The 15,713-nt window shown below is 74.2% G+C and carries 15 protein-coding genes; 9 read left to right on the plus strand and 6 right to left on the minus strand.

Annotation, left to right across the window (positions count from 1 at the left end):
- Positions 1-25: 25 nt before the first annotated feature.
- Positions 26-496, minus strand: coding sequence for a pyridoxamine 5'-phosphate oxidase family protein (locus tag ACF1AK_RS01705; RefSeq protein ID WP_391496770.1), 471 nt, complete (start codon positions 494-496; stop codon positions 26-28).
- 68 nt (positions 497-564) lie between these two features.
- On the opposite strand from ACF1AK_RS01705, the gene ACF1AK_RS01710 reads away from it, so the two are divergent.
- From ACF1AK_RS01710 to ACF1AK_RS01725, 4 genes are all read left to right on the plus strand, one after another.
- Positions 565-1,134 (plus strand): DUF1697 domain-containing protein, encoded by a 570-nt coding sequence (locus ACF1AK_RS01710; RefSeq protein ID WP_391496771.1) that lies wholly within the window; start codon positions 565-567, stop codon positions 1,132-1,134.
- 230 nt (positions 1,135-1,364) lie between these two features.
- Positions 1,365-1,562, plus strand: a complete 198-nt coding sequence (locus ACF1AK_RS01715) for a hypothetical protein (protein ID WP_391496772.1) — start codon at positions 1,365-1,367, stop codon at positions 1,560-1,562.
- A gap of 764 nt (positions 1,563-2,326) precedes the next feature.
- Positions 2,327-2,872: an FHA domain-containing protein gene (locus tag ACF1AK_RS01720; protein WP_391496773.1), complete on the plus strand. Its 546-nt coding sequence runs from the start codon at positions 2,327-2,329 to the stop codon at positions 2,870-2,872.
- Positions 2,873-2,961: 89 nt separating this feature from the next.
- Complete coding sequence (locus ACF1AK_RS01725; protein WP_391496774.1) at positions 2,962-3,564, plus strand: DUF6891 domain-containing protein; 603 nt, start codon at positions 2,962-2,964, stop codon at positions 3,562-3,564.
- Between the two features lie 74 nt (positions 3,565-3,638).
- Here the strand turns inward: ACF1AK_RS01725 and ACF1AK_RS01730 are convergent, their stop codons facing one another.
- Together ACF1AK_RS01730 and ACF1AK_RS01735 are read right to left on the minus strand one after the other, a co-directional pair.
- Positions 3,639-4,079: a hypothetical protein gene (locus ACF1AK_RS01730; RefSeq protein WP_391496775.1), complete on the minus strand. Its 441-nt coding sequence runs from the start codon at positions 4,077-4,079 to the stop codon at positions 3,639-3,641.
- A 118-nt stretch (positions 4,080-4,197) separates the two neighbouring features.
- Entirely contained in the window at positions 4,198-4,854 is a 657-nt protein-coding gene (locus ACF1AK_RS01735) for a TetR/AcrR family transcriptional regulator C-terminal domain-containing protein (protein WP_391496776.1), read from the minus strand.
- Between the two features lie 122 nt (positions 4,855-4,976).
- Here ACF1AK_RS01735 and ACF1AK_RS01740 point away from each other — a divergent pair, with 122 nt between their 5' ends.
- Entirely contained in the window at positions 4,977-6,566 is a 1,590-nt protein-coding gene (locus tag ACF1AK_RS01740) for an FAD-dependent monooxygenase (protein WP_391496777.1), read from the plus strand.
- Positions 6,567-6,703: 137 nt separating this feature from the next.
- On the opposite strand, the gene ACF1AK_RS01745 is transcribed toward ACF1AK_RS01740, so the two are convergent.
- Positions 6,704-7,468, minus strand: a complete 765-nt coding sequence (locus ACF1AK_RS01745) for a hemerythrin domain-containing protein (RefSeq protein WP_391496778.1) — start codon at positions 7,466-7,468, stop codon at positions 6,704-6,706.
- A 255-nt stretch (positions 7,469-7,723) separates the two neighbouring features.
- On the opposite strand from ACF1AK_RS01745, the gene ACF1AK_RS01750 reads away from it, so the two are divergent.
- Both ACF1AK_RS01750 and ACF1AK_RS01755 read left to right on the plus strand, forming a co-directional pair.
- On the plus strand, positions 7,724-8,257 hold the full coding sequence (locus tag ACF1AK_RS01750; RefSeq protein ID WP_391496779.1) for a sigma-70 family RNA polymerase sigma factor: 534 nt from the start codon (positions 7,724-7,726) through the stop codon (positions 8,255-8,257).
- Between the two features lie 53 nt (positions 8,258-8,310).
- The gene (locus tag ACF1AK_RS01755) at positions 8,311-9,180 is read left to right on the plus strand and encodes a hypothetical protein (RefSeq protein ID WP_391496780.1); all 870 of its coding nucleotides are present in this window, start codon (positions 8,311-8,313) and stop codon (positions 9,178-9,180) included.
- A gap of 19 nt (positions 9,181-9,199) precedes the next feature.
- On the opposite strand, the gene ACF1AK_RS01760 is transcribed toward ACF1AK_RS01755, so the two are convergent.
- Positions 9,200-10,336: an alpha/beta hydrolase gene (locus tag ACF1AK_RS01760; RefSeq protein ID WP_391496781.1), complete on the minus strand. Its 1,137-nt coding sequence runs from the start codon at positions 10,334-10,336 to the stop codon at positions 9,200-9,202.
- A 374-nt stretch (positions 10,337-10,710) separates the two neighbouring features.
- Between ACF1AK_RS01760 and ACF1AK_RS01765 the strand changes: the two genes are divergently transcribed.
- A complete protein-coding gene (locus tag ACF1AK_RS01765; protein ID WP_391496782.1) occupies positions 10,711-11,454 on the plus strand; it encodes an SDR family oxidoreductase in 744 nt (247 codons plus the stop codon).
- A gap of 146 nt (positions 11,455-11,600) precedes the next feature.
- Here ACF1AK_RS01765 and ACF1AK_RS01770 read toward each other — a convergent pair whose 3' ends face one another.
- Positions 11,601-13,937 carry a M4 family metallopeptidase gene (locus tag ACF1AK_RS01770; protein ID WP_391496783.1) on the minus strand — a complete coding sequence of 779 codons (2,337 nt, stop codon included), beginning with the start codon at positions 13,935-13,937 and terminating at the stop codon, positions 11,601-11,603.
- 762 nt (positions 13,938-14,699) lie between these two features.
- Here ACF1AK_RS01770 and ACF1AK_RS01775 point away from each other — a divergent pair.
- Entirely contained in the window at positions 14,700-15,611 is a 912-nt protein-coding gene (locus ACF1AK_RS01775) for a phosphatase PAP2 family protein (protein ID WP_391496784.1), read from the plus strand.
- Positions 15,612-15,713 lie beyond the last annotated feature (102 nt).

Genomic DNA, 15,713 nt, shown 5'->3' on the forward strand with positions numbered 1-15,713 from the left:
GGTGCCGGCCCCGGCGGCGTCCGCGTCAGCGGCGTTCGAAGTGCTGCACCGGCTCGCCCGGGCGCCAGGAGCTGATCCGCACCGCGTCGCCCTCGACGGTGGTCAGCACGACCTGCTCCAGCTCCAGCCGGAAGGCCTGGTACGGGCCGGGCGGCGGCTCGGGCAGCTCGGCCTCGTAGGCGGCGCGGTCCGCCGCGTCGGTGAGTTCGACGGCCCGGCCGGACACCTTGGCGTCGCCGTCGGCCAGCGTCTCGTCACTCGGATTGCTGTGCAGCGCGAAGCGGGGGTCGCGGCGGAGGTCCTGCGCCTTGACCGCGCCGTCCATCGACCCGAGCATCAGGTCGGCCCCGAGGAACTCCACCTCGGTGCCGCTCACCCGGGGCGAGCCGTCCTTGCGGAGGGTCGCCAGGACGTGGTGTCTGTTGGCCTCGAAGCGGGCCCGCACGACGGGGGCCAGGTCCGGTGCCTCGTGCTCGAAGTCCTGCCAGGTGACCATGGCATCAGTGTGGCACCGGGCACCGACAGCCGCTGTCCGGTGCCGGTGCCCGGTGCCACACTGGTCCGGTGACCCCCAGCACCAGCACCACCACCTACATCGCCTTCCTGCGGGCCGTGAACGTCGGCGGCCGGACGGTGAAGATGGAGCGCCTGCGCGCGCTGTTCGGCGAGCTTGGTCTGGAGCGCGTCGGCTCCTACATCCAGAGCGGCAACGTCTTCTTCACCGCCGGAGCCACCGATGCGGCGGGCCGGGCCGCGCTGACCCGGCGGATCGAGCGCCACCTGGAGGAGCAGCTGGGCTACCCGGTGCCGGTGCTGCTGCGCACGGCGGACGAGGTCCAGGCGGTGCTGGACGCCGAGCCCTTCGCGGGCGTCGAGGTCACCCCGGACGTACGGCTCACGGTGAACTTCCTCTCCGAGCCGCTGCCCGCCGACTTCCCGCTCCCGTACACCTCGCCGAAGGGCGACTACGAGGTGATCGGCGCCGACTCCGGTACCGCATACGTCGTGGTGCACCTCAAGGACGGCAAGTGGGTCACCAGCGGTGCGCTCTTCGGGAAGTCCTACCGGGGCTCGGTGACCTCGCGGTTCCTGCACACCACGGCCAAGATCCTGGCCGCCGCACGGAAGGCCTGACCTCCCGGGAACCGGCCTCCCCGGGCAGGCCCGAGCGCCCGCACTGCACGCCTACGCGGCCCTGCTCGACCGTTCGATCGCCCGGATCGCGCGGGCGGCGGCCGGCGGCCGGACCTTCGACCGTGCGCCGATCGTGCGCTGCGCCGGCGCCGGAACCGGACGACCGCCGGACCGGCCGGGGGCACGGCGGGGAGTTCCACCCGGTGAGGGGGCCGCTGACGGAGACGGCCGTGCACGGGTACGGCCTCTCCTGCTGCCGGCTGCTGCGGCTGGAGGTGGAACCGTCGGGCAGGCGGCTGCGCGCGGCCCTGGACGTCCCGGTCCCGCGCCGGCCCGGGCCGCCCGAGGGGGACCGGCCGGCGCCGAGGATCCTCCTGGCGCTGGACGAGGTGCCGGCGGCCGGGTTCGAGGCGGGAGCGGGCACCTGAGCGAGGCGGGGACGGCGGCCACGGCCGCCGCCGCGGCACCGGCGCCCCGGCGGTTCCCCTGGTCCGGCCTGGTCGGGGGACGGACGCCGGGCCCGCCGTCCACCGCCGCCGTCCGCGAAGGCGGATGGCAGTGGCCGGCGGCGGTCCTCGTGCACCGCGCGATGCTGGACATCCGGGCGACGCGGCACGCCGGACGGGTCTCCCGGCCCGCGATCCTGGAACTCTGCCGGGATCGTCGAGGGGCGCCGGAACGGAGGCTGCCCGCGGCCGCACGGCAGGGCGAGCCGGGCGGCCGCACCCCGGTCGAGCGGTGGGCGGCACGGCGGTGACCCCTGGGCGGGCTGGTTCGCGGAGCGGCTCGGTGCCCGGAGCCCACCCGGCCGCACCGGGGGGTGGGCCGAGCACCTGGCCGGCCGGCTGCGGGCGGTGCCGCGGCCCGCCGCCCGTCCGGGGCGCGCCCCGGACGGGCGGCGGTGCGGCTGCTGCTGGTCCGCTTCGCCGGTCCCGGCCACGGCCCGGACGAGCCCGCCTCCGCGGTCGTCCACCTCGCGGTGCCGCCGCCCGGTGGGGCCGGACCGCGGGGGCCGGCCGTGGAGCGGGCCGGGCGGTTGGAAGAGCGGCTTCCGGCCCGGCTCCGCGGCGTTCGGCACGCCGGGGGCGGTACGGGCGCACGCCGGGCGGCCGGCGGTGGGCGCCGGCTTCGCGCTGCAGCGGCGGCCCGCGGAACCTGGACAGCCCGGCGGGGAGCGGCCGAGAATCGGTCCATGATGTCGCGTGAGAACCGGACCCGGGTGGTCCGGCCGTCCGAGGCCGAGCGGGAACGGGCGCTCGGGGTGCTGCGGGAGGGTGCGGGGAACGGCCGGCTGTCGCACGACACCTTTCTCGGGCGGCTGGACCTCGTGCTCCACGCGGGCAGCCGCGCCGAACTGAACGCGGTGATGGCGGACCTCCCGGCCGGGAACCCGGTGGGGCGCTTCGTGCTGCGCACGGTCGGCCGGGTCTCCTCGTTCGGGGTACGGCTGGGCGCGGCCTGGCGCACGGAGCGGCTGCCCGGCCTGAGCCTCCCGCAGGCCGGGGCCGGACAGTTGACGATAGGCCGGATCCCCGGGTCGGGACTGCGGCTGAACGACGCGTCCGTCTCCCGGCAGCACGCCGAGCTGCGCCGGGAGGGCGACGGCTGGGTGCTGTACGACCTCGGGTCGACCAACGGCACCCATGTGAACGGCTACCGGATCGTCGGCGGGGTGCGGGTCCGGCCGGGCGACCAGGTGCGGTTCGGCAACCTGGAGTTCCGGCTCGCCCCGGCGTGACCGGCCGCCGACGGGGCGGGCGCCGGGCGGGCGCACGGGCGGCTGCGACGGCGGGCCGGATTGTCAGTGGCGGGTGCTTGGATGCGGGCATGGACCAGGACACCGTGCACAGCACCCTTGCCGCCGAGGTACTGCGGGACGCCGAGGAGCGGGCCCGTGAACTGATCCGGTGCGGCTTCCAGGAGCCGGACGAGATAGCCGAGTCCCTGGTCGAGGACCTCGACGACCAGGGACTGACGGTGGAGGAGGCGGAGCGGATCGTCGCTCCGCTGTGGCGGGAGCGTCTGCAGGAGCAGGCCGCCTGGCCGGAGACGACCGACGTCGACCGGCTGGGGGCCGCCTTCGACGCCCTGGAGGACCGGGGCATCGTCGCCGCGATGGACTTCACCTGCTGCGCGAACTGCGGTTACGCCGAGATCGGGGGCGAGGCCGCCCCGGACTCGCGCGGGTTCGTGTTCTTCCATCAGCAGGACACCGAACGGGCCGCCGAGGGCGGTGCGTTGATGCTGCGGTACGGCGGGTTCCAGGTGGCGGACGAGCCGACGGAAGCGGCCGTGCGGCGGACGGCCGAGGTCGGGCGGGAGGTCGCCGCGGCGCTGGCGGCGGCCGGGCTTCCGGTGGAGTGGGACGGCTCGCCGGAGGCGGCGATCGCGGTCACGCCGATCACCTGGCTCAACCGCCTGCCGGAGTAGCCCCCGCACGCCCTGCCGCGCCCTCCCGCGCCGGACCGGTCCGGCGCGGGTGGGTCCGGCGCGGGAAGGGCCGGTCAGCGGACGACGCGGAGTTCGGCGGTGTGGTCGTGCGCGTTCGCGTGGCGCAGGGTGACCGTCGCGGAGCCGATGACGGTCGCGGCCCCCTCGGTCAGGGTCTTGGTCTCGTCGCCGAGCTTGACCTCGGCCGTGGTGTCGGTGATCCGGCCGACGGTCAGGTTGAGGGTCCTGTCGCCCCCGAACACCTCGGCGCTGTACGTGGAGTCGGCGCTGTCGGTGCGGACGGCGACGTCGCAGCTGTTGTCGTCGAGGCAGAGGGCGACGCCGCCCTTGCAGGCGGTGAGCCCGGCGCCGAGGAGCAGGACGGCGCCGGCCGCGAGCGCGGCCGAGCGGACGGCCGGCCCCCGGCGGCGGCCGGGACGCGGGCGGGATCGGCGGGTGGTCGGGCGGGGCGTCGGATGACGGTCCTGGTGCGGGGCGGTGGGCGCACTGGTCATGGCTCCGACGGTAGGCGCGCGCCGACAGCCGTACATCGGCCCACGGCGGTACCCGGCCCCTGGCCCGCCCCGGACACCCCGGGCCGCCGATCCGGCCCGCGCCCCGAGGGGTGAACCCCTAGGGGACGGCCGGAGTTGACGGCGCGTCCCGCGAGGCGCCGATCCCGGCGACGACGATCGCCAGGCCGCGTTCGAAGCGCTGGTCGAAGTCGCCGAAGAGCTCCCGGCTCGCCGCGGCGGCGAGGGCGTGCTCGGGCTCGATGCCGGCGGCCCGGCGGTCCGGGTCGTAGCCGGGCGCCCGCTCCCCCGGCACCGGGTGGACGGCCTGCTCCTCGATCACGAAGCCGGTGGTGAACGCGTACGCGGTGGTGAAGGCCAGGACGGCGTCGGCGAGTTCGAAGCCCGCCCGGTCGAACACGGCCAGCAGGGCGTGCTGCCGCCCGGCGTGGCCGGAGTCGGTGAGCCGGGTGCCGCTGAAGACCTTGGCGCCGTCCCGGTAGCCGAGCAGCGCGGCGCGCAGGGCGCGGCAGGTGCCGGTGAGCGCCTCCCGCCAGTCGTCCGCAACGGCGGGCGATCCGGCGGACATCCGGCGGAGCATCTCGGTGGCCATCTCGTCGAGCAGCGCCTGCTTGTTGGCGAAGTGCCAGTACAGCGCGGGGGCCTTGACGTCCAGCTCGGTGGCGATCCGGCGCAGGGTGAGCCCGTCCAGCCCGGTCTCGTCGAGCAGCCGCAGCGCGGTGTCGACCACCTGCGCGCGGTCCAGCTTCGGCGGCATCCCGAGCCTCCCTCCAGGCGGCTGCTGTCATCCCGGTCCCGAGGGCCGGCATTGACAATTTAACACCGTTAAGCCGATGCTTCTGCACGTCCGCCACTTAACAACGTTAAGGAGAGTGTGCGATGGCGCACGCCCAGAACCGGAGCGGGACCGGCCTCCCGAGCGGGACCGACGTGCTGATCGTCGGCGCCGGACCGACCGGCCTGACCCTTGCCTGCGACCTGGCCCGGCGCGGGGTGTCCGCACTGCTGGTCGAGCAGGCCCCGACGCTGTTCCCCGGCTCACGCGGCAAGGGCCTCCAGCCCCGTACCCAGGAGGTCTTCGAGGACCTCGGCCTGCTCGCCGCCGTGCACGCCGCCGGCCGCCCCTACCCGCCCATGGTGAACTGGGAGAACGGCGAGCAGCAGGGCGAGTGGGAGCTCGTCGGACGCCCGCAGCCGGACCCGACCGTGCCGTTCCCGGCGGTCTGGATGCTCCCCCAGTGGCGCACCCAGGAGCTGCTGCACGACCGGCTGCGCGAGCTCGGCGGCGAGGTGGCCTTCGGTACCGCGCTGAGCGGCCTGGACCAGTACCCCGACCGGGTCGAGGCCCGGCTGACCGGCCCCGACGGCACCGGGCACACCGTCGCCGCCCGCTATCTGGTCGCCGCCGACGGCGGCCGTTCCACCGTCCGCAGGGCGGTGGGCATCCCGATGGCGGGCGAGCAGGTCGACCCGCACCCCGCGCTGGTCGCCGATGTCGAGATCGACGGCCTGGACCGCGACCACTGGCACTGCTGGCCGAAGGCCCCCGGTGGCGCGCTGCTGCTCTGCCCGCTCCCGGGCACCACCGCCTTCCAGCTGTTCGCCCGGTTCGACGCGGCCGGGGACGGCGCACCGGGGACCCCCACCGCGGGCGACGGCACCACGGACGGCGGCCCGGCGGACGGCGGCCCGGAGGAGCCCGACACCTCCGCCCGGGCCGTGCGGCGCACGGTGGCGGCCCGCACCCACCTGCCGGAGTCCGCGGTCGGCACCGTGCACTGGGCGTCCGGCTTCCGGCCGCGCGCGGCGCTGGCCGAGCGGTTCCGCGAGGGCCGGGTCTTCCTGGCCGGCGACGCCGCGCACATCCACTCCCCGGCCGGCGGCCAGGGCCTCAACACCAGCGTCCAGGACGCCTACAACCTGGGCTGGAAGCTCGGCCAGGTGCTGCGGCACGGCGCCGACGAGGCATTGCTGGACAGCTACGAGCAGGAGCGCCTGCCCGTCGCCGCCGAGGTGCTGGAGATCTCCACCCGGCTGCACCGCGCGGGCGGGGTCCGGGCCGGCGGGCTGCGGCGCGGCCCGCGCACCGAGCAGCTCGGGCTCGGCTACGAGGACGGCCCGCTGACCGTCGAGGCGCGCCCCGGCCTGCCCGAGGACGCGCTGCGGGCCGGCGAACGCGCACCCGACGCCCCGCTGGACGCCGACGGGCCGGACGGTGCGCCGGTGACCGCCGCGGCGGGGCGCCGGCTGTTCGGCCTGTTCCGCGGCCCGCACATCACCGTGCTCGCGATCGGCCGCCCCCTGCCACCACTGCCCGCCGGGGTACGCGGGCACCGCATCGACGGCGGCATCGCCGAGCGGACGTACGGACAGGGCCTGTTCGTCGTCCGACCGGACGGCTACCTGGGCCTGGCCACCCACGACCCGTCCCACCTGCCGGGCTACCTGGCACGGCTCGGCCTGCGCTGAACGCCGCCCCCGGCCCCGCCCCACCGGGCGCACACCGGGGCACATGCCGAACGCCCATGCCGAACGCCCATGCCCCACGGGTATGCCATGCGGGTATGCCACGCGCGTAGATCAACGGCCGCGAAAAGCCCCCGCGCTCACTCGCCGGCCGTGTCCCACGACCCGGGAGCGCCCCACAGGGGCGCCGTGCACCGCTGGTAGGTGGCCTGCCAGTGCGGCCAGTGCCGGGCCACCAGGTCGTCGCAGTCGGCGAGCAGCCGCTCGACCACCGCCGGCTCGACGCCGTCCAGCAGCCAGGCGAGCGCGTCCGGGCTGCCCGGCCCGTCGGCCGAGCGCAGCACGTCCAGCAGCTCGGGCAGGCTGCCCACCCGCGAGTTCTCGGCGAAGACCCGCTCCATCCGCGGCAGCAGCTGGCGCTCCTCGACCCGCAGATGGGTCTCCAGCCGGGCCGCCAGGTCCTCGATGGCGTAGGCGACCGGCCAGACCGAACCGGTGTCCCGGCTAGCGATCCGGACCAGGGTGGTCACCCGGGTGAACGAGTGGTCGAGGTTGTGGTGGTCCGACTCCAGCCAGTTCAGCAGCAGCCGCAGCTCCGGCGCGAACCGGCGCACGATCGGCCAGATCCGGGTGTCCTGCTGCTCGTGGTGGCAGGTCAGCATGGCGGTGACGAAGGTCCAGTGGCGCAGCAGCGCGGCGCCCTTCTCGTCCTCGCCGGGCTGCAGCAGCCGCAACGCGTTGGGCAGCCTGGCGAGGTCCCGGCGGAGCGCGGCGTGCACCAGCCGCAACCCGGCGAAGCGCATGACCTGCGGTTCCTCGTCGGCGGTGCGCTCGTGCACGGGGCCGCCCTGGGCGGGCACGACCGCCGGGGCCGGGGACGCTACGGACAGCAGGTGGCTGGGCATGGCACTCTTTTCACGCTCGGGCAAGGGCTTGGCTCGACCTGGCAGAACTGGCGGGCTGGCTCTCCCACCACAGTGATGAGAGGACATCAGAGGCGAATCAATGTCCGATTGACGTGCAGCTCAGCGGCTGTTCGACCGGTTCCGGCGGGCGCCCCGGCGAACGCGACGCAACATTCCGCCGCACCCGTCCCGTGTAACAGGGCGAGGGTGCGCCACCTGTCGCACCGGGGAAGCCGACGAGGACAGCGAGGCCGGATGTCACCGGATCAGGAGCGGACGTTCGACGAGTTCGTCGCGGGCCGGTACGCCGCGCTGCGCCGCACCGGGTATCTGCTCTGCGGCGACTGGCACCTCGCCGAGGACCTCGTGCAGACCACCCTGGTGAAGCTGTACGCCCGCTGGCCGCGGCTGCGCGAGCCGGAGACGGCGTACGGCTACGCCCGGACGACGCTGGTCCGCGCCTACGTCGACACCCGGCGCCGGCGTGCCTCGCAGGAGGTGGCCTCGCCGGACCCCGGCGTCCTCCTGGAGGACGGCCGCGGCGGCGGGCGGCGGACCGGCTCGCAGGCCGACCCGGAGCGGCGGCTGGCGCTGCTGGCGGCGCTGGCGCGGGTCAGCCCGGCCTACCGGGCGGTGCTGGTGCTGCGGTTCTGGGAGGACCAGTCGATCGAGTCGACGGCGGCCGCCCTGCGGCAGAGCACCGGCGCGGTGAAGTCCGCGACCAACCGGGGCCTGGCCCAGCTGCGGACGATCCTCGGCGACTCGGTGCACGAGATCGCCGCGGGCTGACCGGGCACCACGGACCGAGCGACCACCACGGGCTGACGAGGAGAGGGAGGGCCATGGGCCAGGAGGACCGGGATCTGGGCGCCGAGCAGATGGGCGCGCTGTTCCGCACGGTGCTGGACCAGCAGGAGCCGGCCGTGCCGCCGGTGGGACCGCAGGTGAAGCGGGCCGGCGCGCGGCTGCGGCTGCGGCGGCGCGTGCTGACCGTGACGGCGGCGGCGGTCGCGGTGGCGGCGGTCGCCACGGCCGGCGTCGCGGTGACCGGCCGCTCCGGGCCCGGGGCCCCGGCGGCGGCGCCGACCACCCCGGCCTCCGCGACCACCCCGGCCGCCCCGCCCACTCCCACGGTCCCGCCCGCGCCGGACGCCCCGACCTCCGCGACCTCCGCGACCGCCCCGACCGCCGCGACCTCCCAGGAGCTCGTCGCCGAGGACTGGCGGCTCAACGCCGCGGGCCACGCCGACCTGCTGCGGTTCCTGCGCGACCACCCGCTGCCGGGCGTCACCGGGGTGGAGGAGGGCGCGAGCTCCCGCGACTTCACGATGCAGCGCGCCGGCGACGGCCGGATCAGGTTCATGCGGGAGTTCAACGGCCCCGCCCGCAGCCCCTCCGACCGGAAGACGCCCTGCGCCCCGAAGCTGCCGAGCGGCGAGCCGGCGGACCCCTTCGGCACCGACTGCCTCACCGTGCCGCTCCCCGACGGCGCCCTGGCGTGGGTCCTGCACCCGGTGCACCGCGGGCAGCCGATGTCCGTCTGGATCCGGCTCGTCACGGCCCAGGGCCGGATGCTGACCCTGAGCCTCGACTCCGCCCCGGTGAACGGCGTCTACACCACCCCGCCGCTGGAGGCGGTGCGGGACTTCGCGATGACGCCCGGGTTCGTCCGGGCGGTCGACGAGGGCTGGCGGGACTCGGCGGTCCGCTGAGCCCGCCCGGCCCCCGGGCTCAGTCGCCCTGCGGGCCCGCGAGGTTCCTGCTGAGCCACTGCAGGGTGTCCGGGATCATCTTCTTGAAGTCGCTGGTCAGGTGCTTCCCGCCGGGCTGCTCGTAGTACTCGACGGTGAGCGGCGGCGCGGCCTTCGCGACCCAGGCCTTGACCAGCCTCATCTCGTACGCGTTGCCGCCGCCGGCGGTAGCCAGGATCCGCACGTCGGCCTTGCCCTGGGCGACCAGCAGGTCGGGGCTGTTGGCCTGGCGCTCGGCCTCGTGGCCCTTCCAGAGCGGCGAGTCGGGGTTGAAGTAGCCGTCGATGGGGACGGCGGCCTTGAAGGTGTCCGGGTACTGGAGGGCGAGCTTGGCGCTGCAGAACGCGCCGGTGGAGGCGCCCATCAGGCCCCAGCCGTCGCGCCCCTTCACGGTGCGGAAGTTGGCGCGGACGAAGTCGGGGATGTCCTCGGCCATCCAGGTGCCCATCTTGGGCTGGCCCGGGATGTCCGCGCACTCCAGGGCCTTGGCCTCGTTGGAGTCGAGGTTCTGCACCGGCATGATCATGATGAACGGATGCGCCTTGCCCTGCTTGGCGAGGTCGGCGTCGACCTCCTGGATCGGCAGCTGGTTGTCGGTCCAGGTGTTGTAGCCAGCGCTCTGGCCGCCCGCGTACAGGGTGAGCACCGGGAAGCCGGTCCGCGCGTACTTGGGGTCGTTGTACTCCGGCGGGAGCCAGACCCAGACCTTGCCGGTGACCCCGGACTTGGGGCCGGTCAGCGTGGTCATCATGATCTGCCCGGCGGCGGTGTCCCTGGCCTTGCTGAACGCGGCCTGCGGGCCGGTGGGCATCAGCACCTTGCCGCTCGGCGCGGGCGGCGCGGTCGCGGACGGCGCGCCCGTGGCCGCCGTCGGGCTCGCACCCGCGGCCGAACTCGAACCCGCGGCCGGGGACCCGGGCGCGGACGACGACGCCGAGCCCGCCGTGCCACCGGCACCGCCGGCGACCGCCGCCGCAGCGGTGGCGCCCTTCACCGCGTCCCCCGGCTTCCCCGCCGTCCCGCCGCCCGTGCTCCCGCAGGCCGCCAGCGCGGCGGCCAGGGTGAGGACGGTGGCGCCGGTCAGCACGGCGCGGGAACGGGAGGACTGCGGCTGCACGGTGAGAACTCTCCGACCGGTGTCGCGCCCGCTCCCTCGGAGCCGGGCGGTGGCCCCCGGGTGGGGCCGGACAGGCCCGGGGCGCGGCTGTCTGCGAGACCCCCGGGAGGCTGCGCGCCGCCCTCACGAGGGGCGCGCCGCCCTGCGATCTTATGACGTGGACCGCCCCGCCCCGGTTGCGCATTGGCCAGCACCGGTCCAATGTTTGCTCCCGATCGGGTAAAGCCCGCCGGGCACCCCTCCCGACCGGCGGGGACCCTCCCCCGCCACTCGGCGGGTCCGGTCCCGGGCTGGCCGCGGGAGTCCGGCGCTGACATCGTTGGGCGGATCGTGCAGTCCGTCCGAGCCCGCAGTCCCCGGCCGAGGAGCCCGTCATGCTGGAACGCGTCGCCGTCGTCACCGGAGCCGGAAGCGGGATCGGGCGGGCGGTGGCGGTGGAACTCGCCGCCGGCGGGTGGCGGCCGGTGCTCGCCGGGCGGCGCGCGGCGGCGTTGCGGGAGACCGGACGGCTGAGCGGCGCCGGGGCGGTCGTGGTGCCGACCGACGTCACGGACCCCCGGGCCGTGGACGCGCTGTTCGCGGCCGCCGTGGAGCGCTTCGGGCGGGTGGACCTGCTGTTCAACAACGCCGGGGCGTCCGGCCCCGCGGGCACGGTGGACGAACTCGACGTCGACGAGTGGCGGGCGGTGGTCGACGTCAACCTCACCGGCGCCTTCCTGTGCGCCCGCGCCGCGTTCCGGCAGATGCGGGCGCAGCAGCCGCAGGGTGGCCGCATCATCAACAACGGGTCGCTCTCCGCACACGCCCCGCGTCCGCGCTCGGCCGCCTACACGGCGACCAAGCACGCCGTCACGGGGCTGACCAAGTCGCTCTCGCTCGACGGCCGTCCGTACCGGATCGCCTGCGGGCAGATCGACATCGGCAACGCCGCCACCGAGATGACCGCCGCGATGAGCAGCGGTGTGCCCCAGGCGGACGGGCGGGTCGCGGTGGAGCCGACGATGGACGTCGCCGACGTGGCGCGCACGGTGCGGCACATGGCGGAGCTGCCGCTGGAGGCCAATGTGCAGTTCGCGACGGTGATGGCGAGCGCGATGCCGTACATCGGCCGGGGCTGACCGGCGACGGGGAGGGGCCCCTCCCCGTCGCCGGAGACGTAGACGTTCTGCCCCGTCACCGTGGTCGCGACACAGGGCCCGGCGGTCGCACCCGCCGGGCCCTGCCCCTGTCTCACCTGGTTCCCGCCGGGTCGACCGGCGCCGGGTCAGCTCGTGGCGATCGAGGTGTCGTCGATGACGAAGCTGGTCTGCAGCGAGGCGTCCTCGACGCCGGTGAACTTGAGGGTCACCGACTGGCCCGCGTAGGCCGAGAGGTCGAAGGTCCGCAGCTGGTAGCCGGCGGCCGCGTCGACGTTCGAGTAGGTCTTCAGCGTGGTGCCGTTGACCTGGACCGTCAGCTTGTCGTACGCGGTGGTGCCGGACTCACCGGTGTCGATGTGCAGGTAGAAGCTCAGCGTCGCCTTGCAGCCGGCCGGGACGGAGACCGTCTGGGACAGCGTGTCGGTGTGGGTCGAGCCGTAGCCGTTCAGCCAGGCCTTCCACGAACCGCCGTGCGCGGCCTGCGAGGACGAGTTGTCGACCACGCCGCTGGAGGCGGTCCACGGCGAGGCCGTGCCCGTCTCGAAGCCCGCGTTGCCCAGCAGCTGCGCCGGGGTGCAGCTGGTGTTGGGGTCGGTGACCGCCCAGGTGAAGCTGGTGGTCCCGGTCTTGCCCGCCGAGTCCTTGGCCGTCACGGTGACGCTGGAGTTGCCGATGGTGGTCGGGGTGCCGGTGATCACGCCGGTGGAGGCGTTGATCGACAGCCCGGCCGGAAGACCGGTGGCCGAGTAGGTCAGCGCGCCGGTGCCGCCGTTCGCCTGGATCGCCAGGTTGACCGCGGTGCCGGCCTTGGTGCTCTGGTTGCCCGGGTTGGTGACGGTGACGCCGCCCGGGTTCGGGGGCACGGTACCGACGTTGACGCCCGCCCAGGCGGTGCCGACCGCGATCACCTCGGGGCTGCCCGCGCCGTAGAGGTCCTTGGCGGCGTTCTCCGTCGCGGTGCGCGCCGCGGCGTAGTTGGTGGTGGAGGTCATGTACGAGGTCAGCGCCTTGTACCAGATCTGCAGCGCCTTGTCCCGGCCGATGCCGGTGACGGTGACGTTGTTGGCGGTCGGGCTGTTGTAGCTGACGCCGTTGATCACCTTGGCGCCGCTGCCCTCGGCCAGCAGGTAGAAGAAGTGGTTGGCGACACCGGACGAGTAGTGCACGTCCAGGTTGCCGACGCCCGAGTACCACGAGTCGGCCGAGCGGCCGTCCTTGGAGGGCTTGTCCATGTAGCGCAGCGGCGTGCCGTTGCCGTTGATGTCGATGAGCTCGCCGACCAGGTAGTCCGGGTTGTCCTTCGGCAGGTTGGCGTAGAACTCGACCGCGTTGCCGAAGATGTCCGAGGTGGCCTCGTTCAGACCGCCGGACTCGCCGGAGTAGTTGAGGTTGGCGGTGGCGGAGGTGACGCCGTGGCTCATCTCGTGGCCGGCCACGTCCAGCTCGGTCAGCGGGTGGGTGTCGCCGCTGCCGTCGCCGTAGGTCATGCAGAAGCAGCTGTCGTCCCAGAAGGCGTTGACGTAGCCGGTGTCGTAGTGGACCCGGCTGAAGGCGCCGACGCCGTCGTTGCGGATGCCGCTGCGGCCGAAGGTGTTCTTGTAGAAGTCCCAGGTGGCGGCGGCGCCGTACTGGGCGTCGACGGCGGCGGACTCGCCGTTGCTGGCCTGGCCGTTGCCCCAGGTGTCGGTGGTCTTGCTGTACAGCGTGCCGTTGCCGGACGTGCCGTGGTTCATGTTGGTGGTGTACTGACCGCCGCGGGTGCCGTCCTTGAGCTGGTAGGTGGACCCGCTCTGGGTGGTGGTCAGCGGCACGGTGCCGACGAAGACGCCGGTGCCGGTGCCGGTCTTGATGCCCTCGGCCTTGTTCAGCACCGCGCCGGTGGCGGCGTCGGTGACCACGTGCAGGCGGCTCGGGGTGCCGTCCGACTCCTTGCCGGAGACGACGGTCTCCCAGGCGAGCTTCGGGGTCCCGTCGGCGGCCCAGACGACCAGGCGCGGGGCGGTGTCGAGCACGGAGCCCGACTCGGAGGCCAGCGCGGCCTCCTGGGCCTTCGGCGCCGCGAGCTTCGGCGTGGTGGTGACGCCGCTCAGCACGGCCTCGCTGGCCTTGGTCACGCCCGTGGTGGCTCCGGTGGCGTCCTGGTGGACGATCAGGTCGCCGCCGAGCACCGGCAGGCCGGCGTAGGTGCGCTCGTAGCGCAGGTGGCGGGCACCGTTGGCGTCCTGGACGACGTCCTTGGTGACCAGCTTCTCGTCGCCGGTCAGGCCCAGGGCCTGGGCGAGGCCGGCGGTCTGCTGGTTCGCGGAGGCGATCAGCTCGGCCCGGCCGGCCTGCTGCGCGGCGACGGCCGCCGGCGCGTCAGGGGTGACCGCCTGCGCGATGACGGGGATGCCGGTCACCAGCAGCGCGGTGGTTGCGGCCATGACAACCGCGGCCTTCCGGGCATGGGCGTAACGGGACATGCGGACTCCTTTTCCGACCGCCACGGGGTTCGCGGCGGTGGAGAGAACCTGGCCGCAGGGTTGCGGCTCAGTGGGGGCCCCCGCCGCCGATACGCGGCGCGGGTGCGGTTGCGGAGCGAGGTGGTCGGGCGTTTTCCGGCAGGGGACGCACTGTTCCTCACCTGGGACAGCTGCACCGGGGGGTGGGGCCCCCTCGTCTGCAGCCGGAGGAATCGTGGCAGCAAACGAGCCGTTAATGACAGATGCATGCCATGGATTGGCCGATTAGCTACCGGCCCGTAGATCCGCCGGGGAGGCGGCGGTGTTACGGCGGCAAGAACTACTGGAGATCGTTTTCACCACTGCCGAAAAGGTTTGATCACCTCCGGCGGGCACTGACCAGCGCTCAGGGCCCACCCCCGGCCCGAACGGCGGCGGACAGCGCCGGACGGGCGCGGCACGTCACCTTTCCGGCCGTGCCATGGTCGGTTTTCGGACAACTCCATTCATTGAATGGAACCGGAAGCGGCTTGAAACGGTCCGAGCCCCCCACCGCGGGTGGCGGGCGCGCCCCCGTCCGCTGCCCCCCACCCCGATTGCGCCGCCCGGCCCTCCCGGCATGACAATGGGACGTATGTCCGTCCCACCGGTCCGCACCAGACCCGATCGCACCCCCTCACCCGGTGGGAGCCACCCCCTACCTCTCAAGGGGGACAGCCGGTGAAGAATCCACTTCCGGAGGATGAGCGGACGGCTACGGGACGTCTGGCAGACTTCTCGTCCATGGGGGAACCGACCGAGAGCCAGCAGAACGGCGGCCGCATGCCCGACGGAGCCACCCGCGCCGCCCGGACCCGTACCTCCGTCCTGCGCGACCGTGTCCGCGACCAGCGCCGCTCGCCGGCGCGCCCGCGGATCTGGTTCGAGCTGGCGCTGATCGGTCTCAGCTACTGGGTCTACTCGCTGGTGCGCAACGCCGTCCCCGAGCAGGAATCGGTGGCGCAGAAGCACGCCGGCTGGATCTGGGACCTCGAACACTCCCTCGGCATCGCCGTCGAGCGCTCGGTCAACCACGCGGTCGACGGCGTCGGCTGGCTGATCACCGGGATGAACTACTACTACGCGACGCTGCACTTCATCGTGACCATCGGCGTCCTGGTCTGGCTCTACCGCCGGCACCCCGGCCGCTACGTCGCGGTCCGCACGGTGCTGTTCGTCACCACGGCGATCGCACTGGTCGGCTTCTACTTCTTCCCGCTGGCGCCGCCCCGGCTGATGACCGACGGCGGCTTCATCGACACCGTGAAGACCCACGGCACCTGGGGCTCGATGGCCTCCGGCCCGGCCACCCACGTCTCCAACCAGTTCGCCGCGATGCCCTCGATGCACATCGGCTGGTCGACGTGGTGCGGTCTGACCATCTTCTTCCTGGCCCGCCGGACCTGGGTCCGGGTGCTCGGCCTGCTCTACCCGGTGGCCACCCTGGTCGTGATCGTCGCGACCGCCAACCACTTCTGGATGGACGCCGTCGGCGGCCTGCTCTGCCTGCTGGTGGGCTTCCTGGCCGCCCGCTGGCTCTACCACTCCTGGGTCTACCGCCTCCCCCAGGTGCCCGCCCGGGAGGCGGAGCCGGCCGAGCCGGTCACCGTCCCGGAACAGTGGAGCGAACCCGCGGTGACCACGGCGCGGCGGTAGCGCCCGCAGGACCCGCACGTGCACGCACCTCACGGCGGAGGGGCCCCGGATCACCGGGGCCCCTCCGCCGTTCCCCGCTCCGCCGGCCCTTCACCTCACCCG

It is taken from the genome of Kitasatospora sp. NPDC015120 (assembly GCF_043080305.1).
Classification (GTDB): Bacteria; Actinomycetota; Actinomycetes; order Streptomycetales; family Streptomycetaceae; genus Kitasatospora.

Coding starts and splice junctions, on each gene's coding strand:
- ACF1AK_RS01705 (WP_391496770.1), bottom strand. CDS start 496: ATGGTCACCTGGCAGGACTTCGAGCACGAGGCACCGGACCTGGCCCCC.
- ACF1AK_RS01720 (WP_391496773.1), top strand. CDS start 2,327: ATGATGTCGCGTGAGAACCGGACCCGGGTGGTCCGGCCGTCCGAGGCC.
- ACF1AK_RS01725 (WP_391496774.1), top strand. CDS start 2,962: ATGGACCAGGACACCGTGCACAGCACCCTTGCCGCCGAGGTACTGCGG.
- ACF1AK_RS01730 (WP_391496775.1), bottom strand. CDS start 4,079: ATGACCAGTGCGCCCACCGCCCCGCACCAGGACCGTCATCCGACGCCC.
- ACF1AK_RS01735 (WP_391496776.1), bottom strand. CDS start 4,854: ATGCCGCCGAAGCTGGACCGCGCGCAGGTGGTCGACACCGCGCTGCGG.
- ACF1AK_RS01740 (WP_391496777.1), top strand. CDS start 4,977: ATGGCGCACGCCCAGAACCGGAGCGGGACCGGCCTCCCGAGCGGGACC.
- ACF1AK_RS01745 (WP_391496778.1), bottom strand. CDS start 7,468: ATGCCCAGCCACCTGCTGTCCGTAGCGTCCCCGGCCCCGGCGGTCGTG.
- ACF1AK_RS01750 (WP_391496779.1), top strand. CDS start 7,724: ATGTCACCGGATCAGGAGCGGACGTTCGACGAGTTCGTCGCGGGCCGG.
- ACF1AK_RS01755 (WP_391496780.1), top strand. CDS start 8,311: ATGGGCCAGGAGGACCGGGATCTGGGCGCCGAGCAGATGGGCGCGCTG.
- ACF1AK_RS01765 (WP_391496782.1), top strand. CDS start 10,711: ATGCTGGAACGCGTCGCCGTCGTCACCGGAGCCGGAAGCGGGATCGGG.
- ACF1AK_RS01770 (WP_391496783.1), bottom strand. CDS start 13,937: ATGTCCCGTTACGCCCATGCCCGGAAGGCCGCGGTTGTCATGGCCGCA.
- ACF1AK_RS01775 (WP_391496784.1), top strand. CDS start 14,700: ATGGGGGAACCGACCGAGAGCCAGCAGAACGGCGGCCGCATGCCCGAC.